We start from the raw sequence: 23,636 nt of genomic DNA on the forward strand, positions 1-23,636 counted from the left end.
CGGTGCATTGCACCCTGACATGAAATCTCAAAGCCCTGGCTTCTCAGCCGGGGCTTTCTTTATGCTTCCGATGCGTAAACGTTAAGGTTACACTGCGCCGCGTTATCTGATGCCGGAGCACCCTATGTCCCTGATTTGCCCTCTTTGTCACTCTCCTCTCGCCTTTACTGCGCGCAGCTGGTGCTGCGAGAATCGCCATCAGTTTGACCAGGCGAAAGAAGGGTATGTCAATCTGCTGCCCGTTCAGCATAAACGGTCGCGTGAGCCGGGTGACAGTGCAGAGATGATGCAGGCACGACGTGAATTTCTTGAGGCAGGCTACTACCAGCCGCTGCGTGATCGGGTCGTCAGCCTGCTTGCGCCCGCGCTGAGCCAGCCAGAGTGTAAAATCCTGGATATCGGCTGTGGAGAAGGTTACTACACCGCCGCACTGGCTGACGCAGCAGGCGAGGCCGGGCAGGTCTATGGACTGGATGTCGCCAGAATGGCGATCCGGCTGGCAGCAAAGCGCTATCCGGCCGTGCGCTTCTGCGTCGCCTCCAGCCAGCGCTTACCCTTTGCCGATCAAGCCCTGGATGCGGTTGTCCGAATTTACGCACCCTGCAATGAAGCGGAACTGGCCCGCGTGCTGAAGCCGGGTGGCCTGGTACTGACCGTGACACCGGGCCCGCATCATCTGCAGCAGTTCAAGGCGCTGATTTACCGCGAAGTGCAGTTGCATGTGCCGGAGCAGAAAGCGTATCCCGGATTCCGGCAGGTGGCGCAGCATGCGCTGCGTTACCCGATGGCATTAACCGGCGCAGCCGCGACGACCCTGCTTCAGATGACGCCGTTCGCCTGGCGGGCGCGTGAAGAGGTCTGGCAGACCCTGCAGCAGAGCGAGCAGTTCAGCTGCGACGCCGACTTTACCCTGACTGTGTGGCAGCGCGACTAGCGCGCCTCGACCAGGGTGTTATAGATGCGCTCCAGATCGTCGAGTTGCTGCACCGCGATCAGCAGCCGACGCTGTTCCAGCTGAATCACCAGAATGCCATCCTCAGAGAGATTCATACCCTGAATTCGCCGGTAATCGATCCAGACACCGGCGTAAAACAACCCCTCACTTTTCATCAGCAGCGTTGGCTTTCGCAGCCAGAATAGCCAGAACGCCAGAAAACTCAGCACCATCAGCAGTGAGGTGGTGAGCTGCGGGCCGTGATGGCTGACGTTGTTCCACAGCAGGATCAGCAGCAGGCCGATGAAAATCAGGCTATCCAGCTTATGCTGCCTGCGCAGCGCAACCCGTAAGCGGGTCGGGCCGTGGCGACGCGGCAGAATCGCCTCATGATAAATGGCAAACCCCATCAGGGCGGCAATACAACACGCAATCAGCGCGTCGGTTAATGACATCACATCTACCTCAAACAGGGTGAGCTCAGCCGGTTATGGCTCAGCTCACCACGCTTAAAAGCCGGGAGCACAGGCTCCCGGCTGGATAAAATTACAGACCGAGCAAGCCGATCCAGTAACCAAAGATACCGATAGCAAAGAAGCCAACGATAATCCACAGCGCGTTCACTTTACGGCGTAACAGCCACATACAGCCAAAGGTCAGCAGCAGCGGTACTACGCCCGGCATCAGCTGATCGAGGATCGACTGTACGGTGGTGACGGTGGTTTTACCGGTCGAGTCGGTAATACGTGACACCACCAGCGGGATGTTAACGTGTGTCCACTTGTTGACCAGCGCCCCCATGACAAACAGGCCGAGAATCGACGCGCCCTCCGTGAGTTTCTGCAGAAAACCGCCGCCCATATCACTGACGATATCGATCCCTTTGCGATAGCCATAGGCCACGCCGTAGTAGCGGGTCAGCAGGCGTGCCAGGTTAAACAGCACAAAGAAGAGCAGCGGACCCAGCAGACTGCCACTCATGGCGATACCGGCTCCCAGCGCGGCAAACACCGGGCGCACCGTACCCCAGAAGATCGGGTCGCCGACACCGGCCAGCGGTCCCATCAGGCCGACTTTAAGGCCGTTAATCGCGCCATCGTCGATCGGTGCGCCGTTAGCACGCTGCTCTTCCATCGCCATAGTCACGCCCAGAACCGGCGCGGCCACATAAGGATGGGTATTAAAGAACTCCAGATGACGCTTGATCGCCTGCTTACGCTCATCATTGTTCTCAGGATAGAGACGGCGGATCACCGGCACCATTGAGAAGCAGAAGCCCAGCGCCTGCATGCGTTCAAAGTTCCATGAACCCTGGAACAGGTTAGAGCGCAGAAAGACGGCGCGAACATCACCGGGTGTCAGTTTCTTTTCGACTTTCGTAATATCAACCATGTGCTCACCTGTTCCTTAATCGAGTTCGTTATCAAGATCGTTTGCGGTCGCAGCACCTGTTGGTGCTCCCGCCACACGGTTGTATTTCGGGCTGAGCTGAATGTAGAGCACCGCCATGACCACGCCAATGACGCCCAGCGCCACCAGGTTAAAGTTGGTGAAGGCTGCGGTGACGAAGCCAAGGTAAAAGAACGGCATCAGGTAGCCTGCGCGCATCATGTTGATGACCATCGCATAACCGACCACCACAATCATGCCACCGGCGATATTCAGGCCGTTGGTAACCACGTCCGGAATAGAGCTGAGTAATGCGTGAACCGCACTGGTGCCGACCGAAATCGCCACAATCAGCGCCGGGATGGCGATACGCATCGCCTGTAACAGCAGGGCAGAGACGTGGATCCAGGAGATGGCCGTGAGGTTACCTTTCTCTGCGGCTTTGTCAGCCGCATGCTGGAAGGCGACGGTCAGCGTACGCACGATAATGGTCAGTACCTGTCCGGCGGCGGCCAGCGGAATCGCCAGCGCAATACCGGCACCCACACTTTGGCCGCCAGCGATAACCAGGATGGTCGAGATAATGGAGGCGAGGGCGGCATCAGGAGCAACGGCGGCACCGATGTTCATCCAGCCCAGCGCAATCATCTCCAGCGTACCGCCGATAATAATGCCGGTTTTCATGTCACCCAGCACCATACCAATCAGGGTACAGGCCACCAGCGGGCGGTGAAACTGGAACTCATCCAGAATCGACCCCATACCGGCAATACAGGCGACAATAAAAATCAAAATAATTTGTAGCGAGGTTATTTCCATCATACTTCTTGTCCTCAGCAGGATAACCAGGAGCCCGGAAACACAGGCGCATAAGTGCTTCTGTTACGCGTTAACTTTCGCGATCAGATCCATCATTTTCAGTTTCTGGTCACTGGAAACTTTACGCACTTCCAGTTCAATATTGCGTTCATGGAGTTTGCGGAATGCGGCAATATCTTTTTCATCGACCGAGACCGCATTATTGACCTGGGTTTTCCCCTGGCGGAACGCCATACCGCCGATGTTGACGGTTTTAATATCAACACCCTGTTCCACCACGCGCAGTACATCGGTGGGGTTGGTAAACAGCAGCATCACGCGATCCTGACCATACTTCGGGTTGTTCCACACCCGCACCATCTTATCGACATCCACCACATGAGCCGTGACGCCGGGCGGAGCGACCTGTGTCAGCAGGGTTTTGCGCACATGATCGTTGGCCACTTCATCGCTGACGACGATAATGCGCTGAACGTTGGTCTCTTTTGTCCAGCGCGTCGCCACCTGCCCATGAATCAGACGGTCATCAATGCGTGTCAGCCCGATTTTCATGTGGTCACCGGGCGCCATCGGCTTAGCCGGTTGCACCACAGCGGCCGGTTTTGCCGCGGCTGGCGCCGGCGCTTCTTCTTTGGCTTTCAGGGCTTTGACCCCTTCACGGCCGGTCTCCACCGCCACGGCGACCAGCTCGTCAAAACCGGGATTATCATCGCGCGCCATCAGCGTTTCGACCAGCATCGGGATATTGACCCCGGCGATGACCTCATACTGCGGTTTGTCGACCACGATGCGACTGGCCGCATTAAACGGACTGCCACCCCAGGTATCAACTAAAAACAGGACTCCCTGCGTCGTATCAAGTTCTGCCAGTCGTGCCTGATATTTTTCAATCAGCGTTTCTGCATTTTCACCGGGGACAAAATCTATCCAGCCGACATTGTCCTGCTCGCCCAACAGCATTTCTGCTGTTTTCAGCAGTTGTTCCGCTGCCCAGCCGTGTGTACCAATTACTATCGCAATGGTCACGTGCTACCTCCGTTCGCTAGAGATGCTCATCTGAGTCAATGAACTGTATTGAATTGCTTTGATGATCTGTTTAACCGGATGATTCGAATTATCGGTATAGCCTCGAAAAAACATGGGTTAACTACGTCAAGGCGGTAAAGTCGCGATTTATTTTAGTGATCGAAAAAATAAATTATGTGATGTCTGTCAGCTATTCATCCTGTGAAGCGGCCAGTAACTCTTTTTATGCGCCTGATCATCCGTCAGGCAGATTGTAAAAATAAGAAAATTTTTTGACGCAATTCGCCGACCTGATACATTAACGTTCTGTTTATTACTCAGGAGTAACGGGCTTCAGCCCACCTTTATGGATCGTCACCGACGTCGCTTAATCTGTTCTTTGCGCCTGCTGGCGCGTCACCCTTCGCCTCACGGCGTTTCCACCGCTTTCCCGACTACCTGCATGTCACGCTTTGCTGCGCTGATAAGCAGCACCGCGATCTGTTCCCTGTTCTGGAGTCATAAATAATGGAATTTTTATTCGACCCCTCAATCTGGGCGGGTTTACTGACGCTCGTGGTGCTGGAAATCGTACTCGGCATTGATAACCTGGTGTTTATTGCCATTCTGGCCGACAAACTGCCGCCGAAGCAGCGTGATAAAGCTCGCCTGATTGGCCTGTCACTGGCGCTGGTCATGCGTCTGGGTCTGCTGTCGCTGATCTCCTGGATGGTGACGCTGACGACGCCTCTCTTTAGCGTAGGCGGTTTCAGCTTTGCCGGTCGTGATTTAATTCTGCTGGCGGGTGGTCTGTTCCTGTTGTTTAAGGCGACCATGGAGCTGCACGAGCGGCTGGAGAACCGGCAGCTCGACGGATCCGGTAATCGGGGATATGCCAGTTTCTGGGCTGTCGTGACGCAGATCGTGGTACTGGACGCGGTCTTCTCGCTGGATGCTGTGATTACCGCCGTGGGTATGGTGAACCACCTGCCGGTGATGATGACCGCCGTGGTGATTGCGATGGGTGTGATGCTGCTGGCATCTAAGCCGTTAACCAACTTTGTTAATGCGCATCCGACGGTAGTGGTGCTCTGCCTGAGTTTCCTGCTGATGATCGGTCTGTCGCTGGTGGCAGAAGGCTTTGGTTTCCATATTCCTAAAGGCTACCTCTATGCGGCGATTGGCTTCTCGATTCTGATTGAGCTGTTCAACCAGGTTGCACGTCGTAACTTTATCCGCCATCAGTCAAATCGCCCGATGCGTGAACGCACCGCCGAAGCGATTTTACGCCTGATGGGGGGCCGCAACCGTGCCCAGAGCGCCAGCAATGGCAACACCAGCAGCAGCGAAGAGGCTGCGCTGGCGGAAGCGATGCCGCAGGAAGCGTTTAAAGATGAAGAGCGCTATATGATTAATGGCGTGCTGACGCTGGCTTCCCGCTCGATTCGCAGCATCATGACGCCGCGCGGTGAAATCTCCTGGGTCGATGCGAATCGTCCGGTTGATGAGATTCGCGGTCAGCTGCTTGATACGCCACACAGCCTGTTCCCGGTCTGTCGGGGTGAACTGGATGAAATTGTCGGCGTAGTGCGAGCCAAAGAGCTGCTGGTGGCGCTGGAACATGGTGTGGATGTGGCGACCTTTGCGGCCAATACACCGACTATCGTGGTGCCGGAGACGCTGGATCCGATCAACCTGCTTGGCGTGCTGCGTCGTGCCAAGGGCAGCTTCGTGATTGTCACCAATGAGTTTGGTGTGGTTCAGGGTCTGATTACGCCGCTGGACGTGCTGGAAGCGATTGCGGGTGAATTCCCGGATGAAGATGAAACGCCCGATATCATTGCGGATGGTGATGGCTGGTTAGTGAAAGGGGGGACCGATCTGCACTCGCTGCAGCAGTTGCTCGACTTCCATGAGCTGGTCGACCCGACAGAAGACCACGCCTCGCTGGCGGGCCTGCTGATTGAGCAGAAAGGGCAGTTACCGCTTCCTGGCGATGTGATTGATATTACTCCGCTGCACTTCCAGATTATCGAAGCGACCGACTACCGTATCGATCTGGTGCGTGTCACTAAAGATAAACCGCATGACGAGGATGAAGAGGGCTAATCGTTCTCGTTGATGCAGAGGCGCTGCCGGGCTTACCGGCCACGCTGAATTCTCCGACAGCCGCTGGCTCATTGCCGCGGCTGTTTTTTTGTCTGTGGCGTAAGGTCATCATGCAGGGCGAAACGGAGCTCAGGCTATTGTCACCTGCGGGAATCAGCCTGATGCTGCGCCAGCCACGCCGGGAAGTCCTGTAGCGGCATCGGGCGGGCAAAATAGTAGCCCTGCAGATGATCCACACCGCGTTCGCGCAGATAGGCCGCCTGCTCAGCCGTCTCCACGCCTTCGGCCACCAGACTGATATTCAGGCGCTGGGCCAGCGAAATCACCATATCCGTCACCGTGGCATTAATCGCGTCAGTGCCGATGGCTGCGGTGAAAATCTTGTCGATTTTCAGCACATCTGGCTGCAGATCTTTCAGATAGGAGAGCGAGCTGTGACCGGTGCCAAAATCATCAATCGCCAGCAGGACACCGATGTCGTGCAGTTGCGCAATCACCGACTGGTCCACAACCGGCAGGGCATCGCGTTCGGTGAGCTCCACCACCAGTTTCGGCACCGGATTGGCAGGCCACCACAGGTTGTGCAGATCTTCCAGAATGGCGTGGTCGCGGAAGTGGCTGGCGGCAACGTTAATGGCGATATGGAACGCGGGATCGTCGGGCAGCTGCGGTAACTGTCTCACCACTTCATTCAGTACAAAGCGCGTCAGCGGTTTGATCAGGTTCTGTCGCTCGGCCAGAGGAATAAAGACGTCAGGTGCAATCCAGCCCTGACGAGGATTATGCCAGCGCAGCAGTAACTCAATACCGTCGCACTCACCACTTTTGGTGTTGATCAGCGGCTGGCAATAAACCATAAACTCACGGGCCGTAATGCCATAACTGATTTGCCAGCTCAGGCTCATGCGATTTGCGGTCGCCAGCCAGACGATGTAACCCATAAGCAGGCTCAGCAGCAACGCCAGCGGGAGCTGTGAGGGAAGCGTCGCCAGCGCCAGGCGGGTCGGAGAGGGGCCATAGAGGGTAAGCGTAAACGGATAGCGCAGCGAGCCCTGCTCATAGCTCACTTCGTCTTCTGACGGCACCGTGGGCTCGATCAGCGGATTGCCATACTCCAGGCTCTCCCCGTTGACATTAAAGACGGCGCGCTCCACCCAGGGCAACTGCGGCTCCAGCAGATAATTGCTCATCATTTCGATGTTGATCACCTGCAAAATCCCGGAGCGGTTATCCAGGCTCTTTGGCGTCCACAGCAGTAAAATGGGCGAGCCTTTCAGCAGATAATCATCGGTTGCCAGCGTCATGCGCTGACTGTTAAAGGCTAAGTCAGGGTAAGTCTGGCTAAAGGGGATGGTGCGCGGCCCATAAATACTGGAGCAGTAGAGCACGTCGTTATCCACCAGCAGAATCGCCCGGACCGTCTGCAGGGAAGAAATTTTTTCGATGAGTGGAAAGCGAACATCCGGACAGGGAACGCCGACCAGACCCAGCGTATTATTGGCTGAAACCTCCAGCGGTGAAAACATCCGGTCAAACCGCATAATCGCTTTATCGGCGAAATCCATCGCCTGCTGCTCGATTCGTGACTTCTCTTCAATATAGCGAAAGGCCAGGGTTAATATCAGCACCACGGTGGCGATCGACAGCGCTATCAGCACACGCTTGCGTCTGAATTGTCCAACATTTTGCTGGGCCATAAACATCTGTATCCACCTTCCCAAAAAGCCAGTAAAAAGCAAAACACAACGGGGTGAGTATCGGCACGGTCAGATCAACATTGAGGCCGGAATGCAGAAAAGCGGGTCTGGAAAGTTGCGTATGCCGGACGGCTGCGCGGAAATCACTCTACCGGTTAAACCTGCGCTGAGATAGCGCAGGATGCGGATTTTATTACGTTTGCACGTTTTTTATTCAGTTAATCGTTTCGCTTAATCACACTGAACTTTAATCGCCAGACCGCCACGTGAAGTTTCACGGTATTTGGCGTTCATATCTTTGCCGGTTTCATACATTGTCTCGATAACCTTATCCAGCGAGACGCGGGGCTCGCTGGTGCGCCGAAGTGCCATGCGCGCCGCGTTAATTGCTTTAACCGAGGCGATAGCATTGCGCTCAATGCAGGGCACCTGAACCTGACCGGCTACCGGGTCACAGGTCAGTCCAAGGTTATGTTCCATACCGATTTCAGCCGCCACGCAGACCTGCTCCGGACTGCCGCCCAGCAGTTCAGCCAGACCGGCCGCGGCCATAGAACAGGCGACACCCACTTCACCCTGGCAGCCCACTTCCGCGCCTGAAATAGAGGCGTTCATTTTATACAGCACGCCGATAGCGCCAGAGGCGAGGAAATAGCGCAGGAAAATGTCGGGTGTCACCGGCTCAATGAAGTGATCGTAGTAAGCCAGCACCGCAGGCACGATACCGCAGGCACCGTTAGTGGGCGCGGTAACCACGCGGCCTCCCGCGGCGTTCTCTTCGTTGACGGCCAGCGCATACATATTGATCCAGTCGATAACTATCATTGGATCGCTGGAGTGCTTGTCAGAGGAGGTCAGCAGGCGACGCAGGGAGGCAGCACGGCGCGGCACGCGCAGTGGCCCTGGCAACACGCCTTCGGTATTGAGACCGCGGTCGATACAGGCCTGCATCGTCTGCCAGATGTTTGTGAAATAGGCATGGATCTCATCGCGGCTGTGCAGCGCCAGCTCATTTTTCATCACCAGACCTGAGAGTGACAGGCCGGTTTCACGACAGTGAGCCAGCAGATCTTTGGCGGAGTGGAATGGCCAGGGCACAGAAACTTCATCCAGTGCCGACTGCCCGAAGTGCTCTTCATCAACAATGAAGCCGCCTCCAACGGAGTAATAGGTTTTTGACAGGATCAGCAGGTCGCCCGCAAACGCGAGCAGGCGCAGGCCATTTTCATGCAGCGAGAGGTTCTCACTGCGAAATACCATGCCGCCTTCGCGCGGGAAATCCACTTCGTGTGCGCCTTTCGCCAGCAGCAGTCGCTCACGCTGCTCAACATCTTTAATAAAGGCGGGGATCGCATCGATATCCACCGTATCCGGCGATTCGCCCGCCAGACCCATAATAATGGCGATATCAGTGTGATGGCCTTTGCCGGTCAGAGAGAGAGAACCGTAAACATCCACGGCGATCCGGGTGACCTCCTGCAGCTTTTCCTGTTCGCACAGCAAATCCACAAACTGTTTACCTGCTTTCATCGGGCCGACAGTATGCGAACTTGAGGGGCCGATGCCCACTTTGAACATGTCGAAAACACTAATCACAGGTGACACTCCTCACAATTATTCTCAGTCTGCCGGGGCAGTTTATGGCGCCCATAGTAATGGTCATGCACCAGGAAAGAGCAGCTTTTCGCATGAAATAAACTTATCAAAACGGATAGAAAAAATTATAGCGTAGCGCGCCAGTAACCTGACGGGCCGGAGAGAGGAAAAAACGAGAAAGGTCTCAGAATGCGATCTGAGCACTCAGTGATCGGATAATACCCGCGGTCATGCCCCACACCAGATAATCCTGATAGCGCGACAGCCAGACCGGGTGGCGAACGCCAGCCCGATGCACCTCCAGCGCGCTGTAGCGGCTGAGCTGCAAAGCCTCGGCCAGCGGCATCTCAAAGGCGCTGCTCACCTCATCCGGATTAATCGTTAACCGCAGATCGGCCGGAATGATCCCCAGTACCGGCGTCACCTGAAAGCCGGTGCTGCTGGTTACGGCGGGCAGTGCGCCTAATACCTCGACCTGATGCGGCTCAATGCCAACCTCCTCCTGTGCTTCACGCAGTGCTGTGGCGATGAGCGATGCGTCAGTATCATCCTGCATCCCGCCGGGAAAAGCGACCTGTCCTGCATGTTTGCGCAGGGCGTGTGAGCGCTGCGTCAGCAACAGACCGGGTTCAGGCCGTGCCACAATCGGCACCAGCACCGCCGCATGGCGCCCGGATAGCAATTGTGTGCTGCGGGCAGGCTGCTGCAACAGAAAACGGCTGCGGAAATCATCAAGCGTCAGGGCCAACTGAACCTCCGGTTTGTTCCAGTGCCGGTAAGATCCGGCTGACTTTGTCGAGTGTTTCCTGATACTCCGCTTCGGGATCGCTGTCTGCGACAAGCCCGCCGCCCGCCGCACAGTAGAGCTGCTGACCTTCAGCGATCAGCGTGCGAATGGTGATGCTGGTATCCATCCGGCCACACAGGCTGAGATAACCGATGCTGCCGCACCAGGCATTGCGCCGCTGCGGCTCCAGTTCATCAATAATCTCCATCGCCCGAATCTTGGGCGCACCGGTAATCGAGCCGCCCGGAAAACAGGCGCGCAGCAGATCGGTGGCCTGCAGGGTGTCAGGTAGCTGCGCCCGCACCGTGCTCACCAGGTGGTGCACGGCGGGGAAGGGTTCAACCACAAACAGTTGCGGCACCGTGACCGAGCCGGGTAACGCCACGCGGCCAATATCGTTGCGCAGCAAATCGACAATCATCAGGTTTTCGGCCCGATCTTTTTCCGCATGGCGCAGCGACTCAGCCTGTTGAGCATCTGCAATCGGATCGTCACAGCGTGGCCGGGTACCTTTGATCGGTCGGGTTTCGATCTGTTTATTATTTAGCGCCAGAAAGCGCTCCGGTGACAGGCTGAGGATTGCGCTTTCCGGCAGACGCAGAAAAGCGCTGAACGGCGCGCGGTTAGCAGCGTTGAGTATACTGAACGCCTGCCACTCATCACCCTGGTAACTGGCCTGAAAACGCTGCGCCAGATTAACCTGATAACAGTCACCCGCCTGAATATAGGCCTGAACCGCCGCAAAACGCGCAGCGTAATCTGCATAGCTCAGGTTGGAGCGCCAGCGGCTGGTCAGTGAAAAGGGCACGGCCTCGCGCGCAGGCCATTGCGCCAGCCAGGCGGCGCGTTCTTCCGCGCTCTTTAACGCCACCAGCGTCAGGGTCTGCTGATGATGATCGGCAATCAATGCCCAGTCATAGATACCCACCGCCATGTCAGGCGTAGTGAGATCGGCCGCGGCCTGCTGAGGCAGCGTCTCAAACCGGCGGCCCAGATCATAACCAAACAGGCCCAGCGCACCGCCCTGAAACGGCAGGGCATCGCTGGCAGCCGGCGTCACGCCCAGCGCATCACACTGCTGCTGCACCAGCAGCAGGGGATCGGCGGTCGATTCGGTCGTGCCGGTCGGGTCGCTGACGGTAGTCATCGCACCGCGGGTCACCAGGGTGGCGCGGGGATCGGCGGTCAGAATATCAAAGCGGTTATCGCTGTGGTTCGCCTGCGCGGAGGAGAGCAGCATCGCCCAGGGCAGATGGGCAATCGGGGCAAAACGCTGAGTCAGCGAATCCGGGGTATAATCAAGACTGAGGGTTTCAACAATCATCGGGCAGAGAAATCAGAGAGCAAAGAGGCGGTCAGACTGCCATATTTTTTCCTGACTGGCACCTGTTAGTTCCGCGTGGGATACTGTCTGCCCCAACGCAGGAGTGAAACATGTTTATAGGAATACCGGCTCTCTCTCATGAGCAGCAGCAGCAGGCCGTCGAACGTATTCAGGAATTGATGGCGGGAGGTTTGTCGAGCGGTGAAGCGATCACCCAGGTGGCGCAGGAGATCCGACAAAATTTCAAGGGCGAACGGATTCGGGCGCTATTCGAAGACGAAGATGAAGAAAACGAAGAGGAATAACGCCCGGCGTTTTTAACGTGCAGCGATAATTTTAATTTCGATTTTGTACTTCGGATTCAACAGCCCGGCCTGTACCGTGCAGCGCACCGGCGCATTACCTGGAGAGACCCATGCGTCCCATGCGCGGTTCATCGCAGGGAAATCGGCCTTATCCACCAGAAACAGCGTCGCATCAAGGATTTTGCTTTTATCGCTACCGAGCCGTGTCAGAATCGCATCAATTACTGCCAGCGCATTGGCTGTCTGCGCTTCTGCGTCGGCATCCAGATTCTCAGGCACACTGGTGTAATAGATTGTGTCGTTGTGGATCACGGCTTCGGACATACGGTGTTCCGGGTCAATGCGGGTAATACTCATCGGTTTCTCCCTGGTTAATTGCGCATTAGCCTGGCACAATCCTGACATCGCTGTCACCCCTTACGCCTTACAGGCAGCGCTCAACAATCGCCTGTCTGTCCGCCATCACCTGAGGCGCCATCCGGAAAGTCGTGAAATATTTCACATCAGACCCTTTTCGGCGGGGCGACACATCCGCAAAAATCGAATCTTCCCAGGTGAAAACGCTGATCTCGCTGCCGTTGGGCTGGGTGTGAGTGGTGTTATCTCTGGCAATGACGCTGGTGGTGGACCAGCCGCGATAAATACAGTCGCTGAGCTGAGGGACGGTGCGGGTGCTTTGACCCTGAAAAACAGGCTGCTGCTGACGAGCCTGATCAGGCGTGGGTGCCTGGCAGCCGCAGAGCAGCAGCACGCCAGCCAGAGAGCCGATGCGGAAATAGTTCATACATTCCTCCGCCTGAGTCAGGCAGTCGGGTTAAGGCCATCTGTTTAACACCGCCTGAACGACAATGTTAAACCAGTCTCAGCACGTCAGCCTACGGGTGCCACATCCCAACGGTAAGCTGATTTAATCATTATAATCCGCGTGTTTATTTCCTCGCTGCGTTCCTCTGCATTTGCTAACTGCGTTCCTCTGCATTTGCTAACTGCATCACACTGACTGCATCATGATAATGAGCCGCGGACGTTGTCACTGTTGCAACCCTGCTGCGCTAAAACAGCATGAAGCGTAGAAAGAGCGGGAGAAGTGAGGGCACGCGCGGCATAAAAATGTTATAAAACAGCAGATAAATCGCGCTACGGATGAGGATTCAGGCATGGCGAATACGCAGTATCTTTTTTGGGTGATGGTCGGCGCACTGACGCTGCTGTTTATTGTGGTTTCGGCATTTGTTGGATTGTCCCGTGGCAGTAAGCAAGGCTTTATTACCTTCACTATTCTGTTCATCGTTATGCTGGCGGGTGCGTTGTACGTCCGCTTATAAGCAGGTCGCAACAGCAGCGTCGCCAATAATCGTGATATCAGGTCACCAGCCAGAAACAGATAAACGCCCTGTACCAGAATGAGCCGTATCTGGCTGAGCGGCCTGCTTTATTTGCCGCTTTTTATCTGGCCAGTGTTGAATCAACCCTGCTATTGCTGCTCAAAAAACTCACCATGCAAGGGTAGCGCTTCCTGCGAAAATCCGCCGTGATATTGATGGTGAGAGCCTGCGGCGCCCCATCTGAACGTCGTCTGCGTTATGTTCTTCTCTGGATTACCCGCTAACGGCTCGATATGTCTCCCCGCCAGCACGCCCATCTGTCCAGGCGGCGAATATCTGATAAAAAGGCACTCGTCCCGCAGGCATAATTAACGCTATTTTTGCTAGCCGCTGGCCTCTGAAGTGAAAATGTAATAAGCGACATCAGCGGGTGCGATTCCTTCAACACGTTTTTGTGCAATACCCTGTTTTACAGATTCTGGAAAACGCAGGTAAATACGGTTGTCTTCACTGAATAAGGCCTTATCTATCTCTTTCCCGTCATCTTTGAAACAGGATGCATAGGTGTCCCTGAATATTTTACTGACATTATCGATATCTCTGCTGAGTAAAATGACTTCATTTTTTTTCAGATAGTTGCTCTGAATGTTTTGACTCGCTGCAGGGTGGATTAAAAACGTTGCGCTGGGTAATGTTTCCCTTTGCGCCCCTGAGCAATAAATCAGGGTAGCCGCCGAACCCGTCATTGCGGCATTGATGGTTTTTATCGGAATCCTTGACCCCCTGACGGCCTGGCCGCCCATATAGCCAGCTTCCATGTCGCCGCCAAAGCTGTTTATATAAAGCGATATTTCTTTTACAGCAGGGTAACTTGCATTAATATCATCGATGCCTGCCATCAATTCTGCCACTTTAGTGCCATTGACCTCGCCAATGTAAACAATTTTTGCCGATTTTATCTCTTGCGCTTTCAGAGTGTTATTTATCACCACTGACGTTTTTGCTAAGCAGCAAGCCGAAATGACGCCCAATAATAGAAAAGTGAAATAACGCACCATAAAAAACTCCATTTAAGGGTATGACGCTGTCAGTTTAAGGATCAGTAATGTTTGAAAAGAAAGTAGCCCGTTGTAACTTCCAGGGTGATGATATAGAAGATGAGTACGATGAATATCAATAATAAACTCGCTCTGGCGTAGTTTTTCTTTGAACGTTTAGTCCTTCGGTTTAAGGACCAGTAAAGCAGCATGAAAAGATTTAATACGGGTATGCCGGTTAAAATTAATGTGACAATCCAATCCCATAGGGAGACATCATCGACGTGCTGATTATTTTCCACAGTGTTTTTTACGCTATGTGAGTGTTGGAATAACGACGTTAACTGCTACGACGTGCAGATCATTTTCTGACAGCTGACGAGTTTTTATTGATTCGCTGAGGATAAACGTCAGACCAGTCTGGTTGTTCGCCGGACATAATCGCGCGCCGCTGTGCAGGGCTGATCCCCTGGTTTATATGCGGCATGACAGGTTCGCTATGTTGACCAACTGGGTTGAGTTTGACCTCATCGTTGGTCACGCAACCGCTCAGCGTCAGAATCACTAAGCTATAACGGGGTAATTTAGGGAACAATGATATTTCTCCTTGTTGAGGTAATGGTGTCCATTTTGACGGATAGATGCAACAGGGTAGCAACAGCCAGATTACATCCCACTTAACTTATAATATAAAGCCCCACTTCATTTACATTAACGGATATCTTTAGCGAGAGAGTCTTAAACGGCCTTTTAAAGAGGACGGATGCTGTGGGGCATGGTTTCTATTGTGATGTGACTCATCCGGCGACAAGTTTTATTGCCTGTGAGAGATAACAGAACTCCTGAATTTTTAATTACCTCTCTACCATCTGTTAAGTCAGCCTGGCTGCATCGGGGGAAATATTCAATCCGCTAATGCTCAAAGGTTACGTTTAAATTCTGCCTCTTTTATATCAGGGATTTTTTCTTATAACAACACAACGATGTTTAATGCTACTCCTGTTGAGTTTTTATTTAATGTTACCTCTCTTTGTGCATAATTATGCTTTGAATCGCATCATTACCTTTTCGTGTTCCTGTATTATAGGCAGTTAAGTTCCGGCGTTTTATTCATTAACCAAGTAAGAGGTTTTTTGAAAATAGAGGTTTTTAAGCGGTGAATTATTAAACCCGCTATCAGACTGACGTCAATGATAACGCGGTTGGGGGAGGCGAACAGGCATCCGATTAACCGGTACGTTATCAGCACTGACTGTGACGCAAGGCTGTTTCACGCAGTGGCGAAGCAGAGTCTGCGGTAGCGCCCGCATTTCTGATATCTTTTGCGAGCCTTACCAAACAGATGGCAGGAGTAAGCTACACTCAAAGGGCATAGCAAAATTGCTATCTGACACCGGAGGAAATTATGTCTGAACGCCCTGATTACGATGAGCCGCTGCCCGATGACGCTGAGATTTATCCTGAAGATGAGGAGGAAGATGAAGAAGAGGAACCATTAGAAAAGGATGTCTAGCGTCACCTGCATAATCTTTTATGACGCGTTATCGCGTTGCACCGCAAAACCGCCTGCGTGCAGTTTTGCGGTTTCTTACGTCGCCTGAATTTAGTGCAAAATTTCCCTCCCGGCTCGTTTCGACAGTCAAACTGATAAATACAGCAAATGAAACTCTTTTTATTCAGAGAGATTGATATCCACCCTTGCCTGAAGTGCTTAAAAACGTCACATGGTGATGTTTGTTAATTAAATTAACATTGATTGTAATTATAAACTCTTTATTCGTTCTGATTTTGATTTAACGCATTTAGTCACCTTGCTGACGCCGCAGTGAGCGGAATAGTATCCCTGCCGTAAATAAGCTTATTAAGCAGGGATAAAAATGAAATTACCAAAAATGTTAAGTCTGATTGTGGCGCTTTCTACCCTTAACGTAGCCGGCGCGGCGGAACCGCACTGGACGTACGAAGGCAAAGCTGGCCCGGAACACTGGAGCGAACTGACCAGTGACTTCCACATCTGTCACGAAGGTAAGTCCCAGTCGCCAATCAATATTAAAGATCCGATTGAGGGACATTTACAGGCACTCGATCTGGCCTACCATACGTCGGCTGAGAAGGTGATCAACAATGGCCACACGATTCAGGTGACCGTTGATGAAGAAGATGATTTTGTACTGGATAGTGAAAAGTTCACGCTGCGTCAGTATCACTTCCATACGCCGAGTGAGAACCAGATCAATGGGCACACCTTTCCCCTTGAAGCCCACTTTGTACACAGCAAAGAAGATGGCGATCTGGCCGTGGTCGCGGTGATGTTTGAGGTCGGTAAAGAGAACCCGGCGCTGGCACCCTTGATCGACGCTATGCCGAAAAAGGAAAACCAGCAGGTAACCATTAATCGCCAGGTAAATTTACGCGATCTCTTCCCGGAAGATCTGCACTATTATCGTTTCAGCGGCTCCCTGACGACGCCGCCCTGCAGCGAAGGGATCCGCTGGCTGGTGATGAAACAGCCGGTTACGCTCTCTCAGGCGCAGCTCGACGCCTTTAAACAGGCGTTGAAAACCACCAACAATCGTCCGTTGCAGCATCTCAATGGGCGCATGATTGTAGAGTAGTTACAGCGATTTCTGCTTCCTCTCGCGGTGCGACTCTCCATCAGGCATCCCGGTGCGGCGAGCGCTTCTCTTCAGGCGGCCCCGTGCCGCCTTTTTCTCATCTTTCAGACGCGATCCTGTGCCACTGGCTGCCACACTCCCAACGGAAAAAAATAGACAAGCTATTGATAATTATCAATTTTGCTTTGTTGATCCAATACTGACATAATTACAGTGTTTTTGCCGTTCTTAGTGAGGGTATGTGGCAGACGATTTTGCAGTGGATGGCGCGCTGGCGCTGGCGATCGCAGGCTTTAAGCCGCGTGAAGCACAGCGTGAGATGGCGCAGGCGGTATCTGAAGCCGTAAAACAGCAGGGTGAACTGGTGGTCGAGGCCGGTACCGGCACCGGAAAAACCTATGCCTACCTGGCTCCCGCTTTGCGGGCCGGTAAAAAAGTGATTGTCTCCACCGGATCCAAGGCGCTGCAGGATCAGCTCTATGGTCGCGATCTGCCCACGATGATCAAGGCGCTGGATTTCAAAGGTAAAACGGCCTTGCTGAAAGGGCGCTCCAACTACCTTTGCCTGGAACGCATGGAACAGCAATCGATGGCGGGCGGCGATCTCACCGCGCAGGGGCTGACCGATCTGGTGACGCTGCGCAGCTGGTCATCGCAGACGGAAGATGGCGACATCAGCAGCTGTGCGGGCGTGACCGAAGACAGCCCGGTCTGGCCGCTGGTCACCAGCACCAACGATAACTGCCTAGGCACTGACTGCCCGCGCTATAAAGAGTGTTTTGTGGTCAGGGCGCGTAAACGCGCTATGGACGCCGATGTGGTGGTCGTGAACCACCATCTCTTTCTTGCCGACCTGGTGGTGAAAGAGGGCGGCTTTGGCGAACTTATTCCCGAAGCTGATGTGATGATCTTCGATGAAGCCCATCAGCTGCCCGATATTGCCAGTCAGTATTTTGGTCAGCAGCTCTCCAGCCGCCAGTTACTCGATCTCGCCAAAGATATTATTACCGCCTACCGCACCGAAGTGCGTGATGCCCAGCAGTTGCAGAAATCCGCTGACCGCCTGGCGCAGTGCGCGCAGGATTTTCGCTTGTCATTAGGCGATCCCGGCTATCGCGGTAACCTGCGTGAACTGCTGAGCGATAACAACATCCTGCGGATGTTTACGCTGCTGGATGATGCGCTTGAACTCTGTTACGACGTTATCAAACTCTCACTGGGCCGTTCAGCCCTGCTGGATGCTGCCTTCGAGCGGGCCGCGCTCTACCGTGGCCGGTTAAAACGGCTGCGGGCGATTAACGAACCGGGCTACAGCTACTGGTATGAATGTACCTCACGTCACTTTATTCTGGCGCTGACGCCGCTCTCGGTGGCAGAACGCTTCCGTGAAGTGATGGACAATCGTAAGGCTGCCTGGATCTTCACCTCAGCCACCCTGGCGGTGGATGAGAAAATGGCACACTTCGCCGAACGGCTGGGTGTGAATGCAGCAAAAAGCCTGATTCTGAACAGCCCGTTCGACTTTGCGAAGCAGGCTCTGCTCTGCGTACCGCGCAATCTGCCTGAGCCTAACCGTCCGGGTGGTGCACGCCAGCTGGCCGCCATGATGAAGCCGCTGATTGATGCTAATAAAGGCCGCTGCTTCTTTCTGTGCACATCGCACCTGATGATGCGTGAGCTGGCCGCGGAATTTCGCGCCTCTATGACGCTACCCGTGCTGGTGCAGGGTGAAACCAGCAAGGGTCAGTTGCTGAAGCAGTTCATCGACAAGGGCAATGCCCTGCTGGTGGCGACCAGCAGTTTCTGGGAAGGCGTGGATGTGCGGGGTGATGCGCTGTCGCTGGTGATCATCGATAAACTGCCGTTCACCTCACCGGAAGATCCGCTGTTGAAAGCCAGAATGGAAGATTGCCGGATTCGTGGCGGCGATCCCTTTACGGATGTGCAGCTGCCGGATGCGGTGATCACCCTGAAGCAGGGCGTGGGACGTTTAATCCGCGATACCGACGATCGTGGCGTACTGGTCATTTGCGATCAGCGTCTGGTTTCACGTCCTTATGGCGCGCTGTTTCTCAATAGCCTGCCGCCGACGCCGCGCACCCGGGACATTGCCCGCGCCATCGCCTTTATCCGCCAGCAACCCGAACCAGACGCGTAATTTTATGCTAAGATGCGCGCCGTTTTCTTTCTTCTGAGGTAGTCATGTCAGCCCGAATTTTAGCGCTGGATACGGCGACAGAAGCCTGTTCAGCCGCCTTGCTGAATCAGCAACAGATTGATGCCCGATTCGAAATTGCCCCGCGCGATCATACCCAGCGTATTTTACCGCTGATCGAAGAGCTACTGCTGGCACAGCAGCTGGAACTGACCGATCTGGACGCGCTCGCCTTTGGTCGCGGCCCTGGCAGTTTCACCGGCGTGCGGATTGGCATTGGCATTGCGCAGGGCCTGGCACTGGGCGCTTCACTGCCAATGATCGCAGTTTCCACGCTGGCAACGCTGGCGGAAGGCGCATGGCGTCTGCACGGTGCTACCCGCGTATTAACCGCTATTGATGCGCGGATGGGCGAGGTCTACTGGGCCGAATATCAACGTGATGAACAGGGTGCCTGGCAGGGTGAGGCCAGCGAAAGCGTGCTGTCGCCCGAAGCGGCACTGGCACGGATGCAGGCGCTCTCCGGCGAATGGATGATCGCAGGCACCGGCTGGCAGGCTTATCCTGACCTGCAGCAGGGACACGAGCTAACCCTGAACGCCAGTGACGTTACGCTGCCTGCTGCAGAAGATATGCTGCCGCTGGCGACCCTTGCGCTGGCGCAGGGGAAGACGCTGCTGCCGGAAACGGCGGAGCCCACTTATCTGCGTAATGAAGTCGCCTGGAAAAAATTACCTGGCCGGTAAAATGCACGCAACTTATTGTTATGCGTCCAGTCTAACTCTTTACCTAACGGGAGAACGTCTATGTCGTCAATGTGTGGTAAAGGGCTTTCAGGTCTGTTGCTGACCTGTGTGCTGGCGTTAACCGGTTGTGTCTCAATTCCTGACACGCTGCAGGGCAGCTCACCTCAGCCGCAGCAGGATCTGTTGCGGGTCATGAGCGATCCTTCGCTCTTTGTCGGGCAGGAATCGCGCTTTGGCGGCAAGGTAGTGAATGTCACTAACCTGAACGGCAAAACCCGGCTTGAGATTGCTGCACAGCCGCTGGATGATAGCGCCAGACCGCGTCTGGGTGCGGCCTCGGTCGGCCGGATTTATGCCGATATCCGCGGGTTTGTTGATCCGGTGGATGTCAGAAATCAGTATGTGACGGTGCTGGGTACCCTGAAGGGGACGGAGCAGGGCAAAATTGGCGAAGCGGATTACAAATTTGCGGTCATCGATGTGCGCGGTTATCAGCGCTGGCGACTTACCCAGCAGGTGACAGCACCACCCCAGCCGATGGATCCCTGGATCTGGTATGGTCCGACCCGCCATCGCGGCGGATACTGGGGCCCGAATCCCTACTGGGGAATGATGAACAGTGGGCCGGCAGAGGTGCAGACCATTCTGACCGAGTAAGTGAAAAAACATTTAATTATCAGCCCGGTCGCGGTGCTCGCTGCCGGGCTTTTTATTTGCCTGTTTTATCAGCACGAAATTTAGTGATGCACTTCGCAACCTCAACATGCCAAAACAGGCAAACTGGTACAATCAGTTAAAATATTGTTAACAAACCAGATTGGCTGAGGCAGCGATGGAAATACAACATAATTATCGGGGTGGATCCTTGAATAAGGTTTGGCTGAAACGCTACCCGGCAGATGTGCCTGCCGAAATAAGTGCAGATCGTTACACCTCGCTGGTGGATCTGTTTGAGCAGGCCGCAAAACGCTACGCCGATCAACCCGCGTTCCTGAACATGGGTCAGAAGATGAGTTATCGTCAGCTGGAAGAGAAGAGCCGCGCTTTTGCCGCCTATCTTCAGCAACAGCTGGGCCTGAAAGCGGGTGACCGGGTGGCGCTGATGATGCCTAATTTACTGCAGTATCCGGTGGCCCTGTTTGGTGTGCTGCGTGCGGGTATGGTGGTGGTCAATGTCAATCCGCTCTATACGCCGCGCGAGCTGCAGCATCAGCTCAATGACAGTGGGGCCAGTGCGATTGTCATTGTCTCGAATTTTGCGCACACGCTGGAAAAAGTGGTGGCGAAAACTGCTGTGCGGCACGTCATCCTGACCCGGATGGGCGATCAGCTGGCGCCGATAAAAGCGACGCTGGTTAACTTTGTCGTTAAGTATGTGAAGAAGCTGGTGCCCAAATACCATCTGCCGGGGGCTATCTCATTTCGCCACGTACTGGAAGTCGGCGAAACGCTCAATTATCAACGCCCGACGGTCTCCAATGACGATCTCGCCTTCCTGCAATATACCGGTGGCACCACTGGCGTAGCCAAAGGGGCGATGCTGACCCATCGCAACATGCAGGCGAATCTTGAACAGACCCGCGCGACCTACGGCAAAGTGCTGCGCGACGGTAAAGAGTGTGTCGTTACCGCGCTGCCGCTTTATCACATTTTCGCCTTAACGGTGAATGGCCTGCTGTTCCTGGAGCTGGGCGGTCAGAATCTGTTGATCACCAATCCGCGCGATATCCCCGGCTTTGTTAAAGAGCTGGGGAAATTTCCGTTTACCGCCATTACCGGCGTGAACACGCTGTTTAACGCGCTACTCAACGATGAGCAGTTCAATAAACTCGATTTTTCAACGCTGCGTCTTTCCGCCGGTGGCGGAATGGCGGTGCAGAAAGTGGTGGCCGAGCGCTGGGAAAAACTGACCGGACACTATCTGCTGGAAGGCTATGGCCTGACAGAGTGTTCTCCGCTGGTGTCAGTCAATCCCTATGACATCAGCTGCCATACCGGCAGTATCGGTCTGCCGGTGCCCTCGACAGATGTGCTTATTCTGGATGACGACGGCAATGAAGTCGCTCCGGGTGAACCGGGCGAACTTTGCATCAGCGGCCCGCAGGTGATGCTGGGCTACTGGCAGCATCCGGAAGCGACAGCGGAAGTGCTGAAAAATGGCTGGCTCCACAGCGGTGATATTGTTACCGTTGACCAGGAAGGCTTTATTCGCATCGTTGACCGTAAAAAAGATATGATTCTGGTATCAGGTTTTAATGTCTATCCGAATGAAATCGAAGACGTGCTGATGCAGCATCCTAAAGTGCGTGAAGCCGCGGCTATCGGTGTCCCCAGCGATCTTTCTGGCGAAGCGGTAAAAGTCTGCATCGTGAAAAAAGATGCGTCGCTGACCAAAGAAGAGGTGCTCGATCACTGTCGCCGTCAGCTCACCGGTTACAAGGTGCCGAAAATCATTGAGTTTCGTGATGAGTTGCCTAAAACCAATGTCGGCAAGATCCTGCGGCGTGAGCTGCGCGACGAGGCGAAACCCGGCGCGAGCTGAATCCGGGCAGAAATTGAGGTTGAACGCCGGCATGTCCGGCGTTTTTATTGTTTTTAACATGGAGCGCCGCGCGTTGTTGGCTGCGGTGGAAATCAGACGTGAACTATTCCCTTATCGACCAGGATGATCAACTGGCAGACGTGTGTCAGAAAGCGCGCCAGCACGCGGCGGTGGCCCTGGATACCGAATTTGTCCGCACCCGCACTTACTACCCTCAGCTTGGCCTGATCCAGCTGTTCGACGATCAGCAACTGGTGCTGATTGACCCGCTGAATATCCGTGACTGGTCACCCTTTATTGCCTTGCTGACCGACACCAGCGTCACCAAATTCCTGCATGCCGGTGGTGAAGATCTGGAAGTCTTCCTGCACCGTTTCGGCGTGCTGCCGACGCCCATGATCGATACCCAGATTCTGGCGGCATTCTCTGGCCAGCCGCTCTCCTGGGGTTTTGCCTCAATGGTGGCACATTTCACTCAGGTCGAACTCGATAAAAGTGAATCACGCACGGACTGGCTGGCGCGCCCTCTGACCCAGCGTCAGTGCGAGTATGCGGCGGCGGACGTTCACTATCTGCTGCCGATTGCCCGTCAGCTGATGATCAATACGGAAGAGGCCGGCAATATGGCGGCGGCCCTCAGTGAGTGCGATAACCTGTGTCAGCGTCGTCTGGATAGCCTGTCGCCGGATGAAGCCTGGCGGGATATTACCAATGCCTGGCAGTTGCGTCCGCGTCAACTGGCGGCGTTGCAGCGACTGGCAGCCTGGCGTCTGAAGCTGGCGCGTGAAAAAGATATGGCCGTTAACTTTGTGGTGCGCGAAGAGCACCTGTGGAAAGTAGCGCGCTTTATGCCAGGCTCACTGGGCGAGCTGGATCATCTGGGGCTGTCAGGCCACGAGATTCGTTTCCACGGCAAAGCGCTGGTGGCGCTGGTGGCAGAAGCTGAGGCGCTGGATGAGAGCGAACTACCGGCTCCGCTGGGCAATCTGATTGACCATCCGCACTACAAGCCAGTATTTAAAGCGATGAAAGCGCTGGTGCAGCAGGTGAGCGAGCAGAGTGGATTCAGTCAGGAGCTACTGGCGTCACGACGTCAGATTAATCAGGTATTAAGTCAGCACTGGGGCCTGAAGCCGCAGGGACGTCAGCCGGAGTTACTTACCGGATGGCGGGGCGAACTGCTGAAACCCGGCATTGAGGAAATTCTGGCGGGTTGTTAACCGGTTAAATTTCCCCTGCCAGAGCGCAGGG

21 protein-coding genes are annotated in these 23,636 nt (G+C 54.5%); 10 read left to right on the top strand and 11 right to left on the bottom strand.

Annotated features, from left to right (window positions below; genetic code table 11):
* The first annotated feature begins 124 nt into the window (after positions 1 to 124).
* The gene (rlmA, locus tag ACR8BN_RS08530; RefSeq protein ID WP_434747532.1) at positions 125 to 934 is read left to right on the top strand and encodes a 23S rRNA (guanine(745)-N(1))-methyltransferase; all 810 of its coding nucleotides are present in this window, start codon (positions 125 to 127) and stop codon (positions 932 to 934) included.
* Here rlmA and ACR8BN_RS08535 read toward each other — a convergent pair.
* The 4 genes from ACR8BN_RS08535 to manX form a co-directional block, all read right to left on the bottom strand.
* A complete protein-coding gene (locus tag ACR8BN_RS08535) occupies positions 931 to 1,389 on the bottom strand; it encodes a DUF986 family protein (protein ID WP_022625541.1) in 459 nt (152 codons plus the stop codon). The genes rlmA and ACR8BN_RS08535 overlap by 4 nt on opposite strands.
* A gap of 91 nt (positions 1,390 to 1,480) precedes the next feature.
* On the bottom strand, positions 1,481 to 2,326 hold the full coding sequence (locus ACR8BN_RS08540; RefSeq protein WP_031591381.1) for a PTS mannose transporter subunit IID: 846 nt from the start codon (positions 2,324 to 2,326) through the stop codon (positions 1,481 to 1,483).
* A 15-nt stretch (positions 2,327 to 2,341) separates the two neighbouring features.
* A complete protein-coding gene (locus ACR8BN_RS08545) occupies positions 2,342 to 3,142 on the bottom strand; it encodes a PTS mannose/fructose/sorbose transporter subunit IIC (protein WP_010670765.1) in 801 nt (266 codons plus the stop codon).
* A gap of 63 nt (positions 3,143 to 3,205) precedes the next feature.
* Positions 3,206 to 4,168, bottom strand: a complete 963-nt coding sequence (manX, locus tag ACR8BN_RS08550) for a PTS mannose transporter subunit IIAB (protein ID WP_115764973.1) — start codon at positions 4,166 to 4,168, stop codon at positions 3,206 to 3,208.
* Between the two features lie 507 nt (positions 4,169 to 4,675).
* On the opposite strand from manX, the gene ACR8BN_RS08555 reads away from it, so the two are divergent.
* Positions 4,676 to 6,256, top strand: coding sequence for a TerC family protein (locus tag ACR8BN_RS08555; protein WP_031591377.1), 1,581 nt, complete (start codon positions 4,676 to 4,678; stop codon positions 6,254 to 6,256).
* A gap of 140 nt (positions 6,257 to 6,396) precedes the next feature.
* Here ACR8BN_RS08555 and ACR8BN_RS08560 read toward each other — a convergent pair whose 3' ends face one another.
* The 4 genes from ACR8BN_RS08560 to pabB form a co-directional block, all read right to left on the bottom strand.
* Positions 6,397 to 7,959 carry an EAL domain-containing protein gene (locus tag ACR8BN_RS08560; RefSeq protein WP_307745751.1) on the bottom strand — a complete coding sequence of 521 codons (1,563 nt, stop codon included), beginning with the start codon at positions 7,957 to 7,959 and terminating at the stop codon, positions 6,397 to 6,399.
* 225 nt (positions 7,960 to 8,184) lie between these two features.
* Positions 8,185 to 9,549, bottom strand: coding sequence for an L-serine ammonia-lyase (locus ACR8BN_RS08565; RefSeq protein WP_010260538.1), 1,365 nt, complete (start codon positions 9,547 to 9,549; stop codon positions 8,185 to 8,187).
* Between the two features lie 184 nt (positions 9,550 to 9,733).
* Positions 9,734 to 10,297 carry a CoA pyrophosphatase gene (locus ACR8BN_RS08570; protein WP_022625545.1) on the bottom strand — a complete coding sequence of 188 codons (564 nt, stop codon included), beginning with the start codon at positions 10,295 to 10,297 and terminating at the stop codon, positions 9,734 to 9,736.
* A complete protein-coding gene (gene pabB / locus ACR8BN_RS08575) occupies positions 10,281 to 11,660 on the bottom strand; it encodes an aminodeoxychorismate synthase component 1 (RefSeq protein WP_434747533.1) in 1,380 nt (459 codons plus the stop codon). Before pabB ends, ACR8BN_RS08570 begins: the two co-directional genes overlap by 17 nt.
* Before the next feature lie 110 nt (positions 11,661 to 11,770).
* On the opposite strand from pabB, the gene ACR8BN_RS08580 reads away from it, so the two are divergent.
* Complete coding sequence (locus ACR8BN_RS08580) at positions 11,771 to 11,965, top strand: YoaH family protein (protein ID WP_010260545.1); 195 nt, start codon at positions 11,771 to 11,773, stop codon at positions 11,963 to 11,965.
* Positions 11,966 to 11,977: 12 nt separating this feature from the next.
* On the opposite strand, the gene ACR8BN_RS08585 is transcribed toward ACR8BN_RS08580, so the two are convergent.
* Positions 11,978 to 12,322, bottom strand: coding sequence for a RidA family protein (locus ACR8BN_RS08585; RefSeq protein ID WP_003852699.1), 345 nt, complete (start codon positions 12,320 to 12,322; stop codon positions 11,978 to 11,980).
* A gap of 67 nt (positions 12,323 to 12,389) precedes the next feature.
* Positions 12,390 to 12,749, bottom strand: coding sequence for a hypothetical protein (locus ACR8BN_RS08590; protein WP_069026363.1), 360 nt, complete (start codon positions 12,747 to 12,749; stop codon positions 12,390 to 12,392).
* Between the two features lie 373 nt (positions 12,750 to 13,122).
* Here ACR8BN_RS08590 and ACR8BN_RS08595 point away from each other — a divergent pair, with 373 nt between their 5' ends.
* On the top strand, positions 13,123 to 13,290 hold the full coding sequence (locus tag ACR8BN_RS08595) for a hypothetical protein (protein ID WP_191938676.1): 168 nt from the start codon (positions 13,123 to 13,125) through the stop codon (positions 13,288 to 13,290).
* A 383-nt stretch (positions 13,291 to 13,673) separates the two neighbouring features.
* On the opposite strand, the gene ACR8BN_RS08600 is transcribed toward ACR8BN_RS08595, so the two are convergent.
* A complete protein-coding gene (locus tag ACR8BN_RS08600; RefSeq protein WP_137227720.1) occupies positions 13,674 to 14,348 on the bottom strand; it encodes an ATP-dependent Clp protease proteolytic subunit in 675 nt (224 codons plus the stop codon).
* Between the two features lie 1,856 nt (positions 14,349 to 16,204).
* On the opposite strand from ACR8BN_RS08600, the gene ACR8BN_RS08605 reads away from it, so the two are divergent.
* The 6 genes from ACR8BN_RS08605 to rnd all read left to right on the top strand — a co-directional run bounded on the left by ACR8BN_RS08605 (position 16,205) and on the right by rnd (position 23,605).
* The gene (locus ACR8BN_RS08605) at positions 16,205 to 16,942 is read left to right on the top strand and encodes a carbonic anhydrase (RefSeq protein WP_115764976.1); all 738 of its coding nucleotides are present in this window, start codon (positions 16,205 to 16,207) and stop codon (positions 16,940 to 16,942) included.
* Positions 16,943 to 17,183: 241 nt separating this feature from the next.
* A complete protein-coding gene (locus tag ACR8BN_RS08610; RefSeq protein ID WP_031592783.1) occupies positions 17,184 to 19,100 on the top strand; it encodes an ATP-dependent DNA helicase in 1,917 nt (638 codons plus the stop codon).
* Positions 19,101 to 19,144: 44 nt separating this feature from the next.
* A complete protein-coding gene (gene tsaB / locus ACR8BN_RS08615) occupies positions 19,145 to 19,843 on the top strand; it encodes a tRNA (adenosine(37)-N6)-threonylcarbamoyltransferase complex dimerization subunit type 1 TsaB (protein WP_434747534.1) in 699 nt (232 codons plus the stop codon).
* Positions 19,844 to 19,903: 60 nt separating this feature from the next.
* Complete coding sequence (locus ACR8BN_RS08620) at positions 19,904 to 20,500, top strand: Slp family lipoprotein (protein ID WP_031592781.1); 597 nt, start codon at positions 19,904 to 19,906, stop codon at positions 20,498 to 20,500.
* Positions 20,501 to 20,708: 208 nt separating this feature from the next.
* Positions 20,709 to 22,385 carry a long-chain-fatty-acid--CoA ligase FadD gene (gene fadD / locus ACR8BN_RS08625; protein ID WP_124890019.1) on the top strand — a complete coding sequence of 559 codons (1,677 nt, stop codon included), beginning with the start codon at positions 20,709 to 20,711 and terminating at the stop codon, positions 22,383 to 22,385.
* A 98-nt stretch (positions 22,386 to 22,483) separates the two neighbouring features.
* Positions 22,484 to 23,605, top strand: a complete 1,122-nt coding sequence (gene rnd, locus ACR8BN_RS08630; protein ID WP_010670757.1) for a ribonuclease D — start codon at positions 22,484 to 22,486, stop codon at positions 23,603 to 23,605.
* Positions 23,606 to 23,636 lie beyond the last annotated feature (31 nt).

This window comes from Pantoea sp. Lu_F5_004 (assembly GCF_051136245.1).
GTDB lineage: Bacteria > Pseudomonadota > Gammaproteobacteria > Enterobacterales > Enterobacteriaceae > Pantoea > Pantoea agglomerans.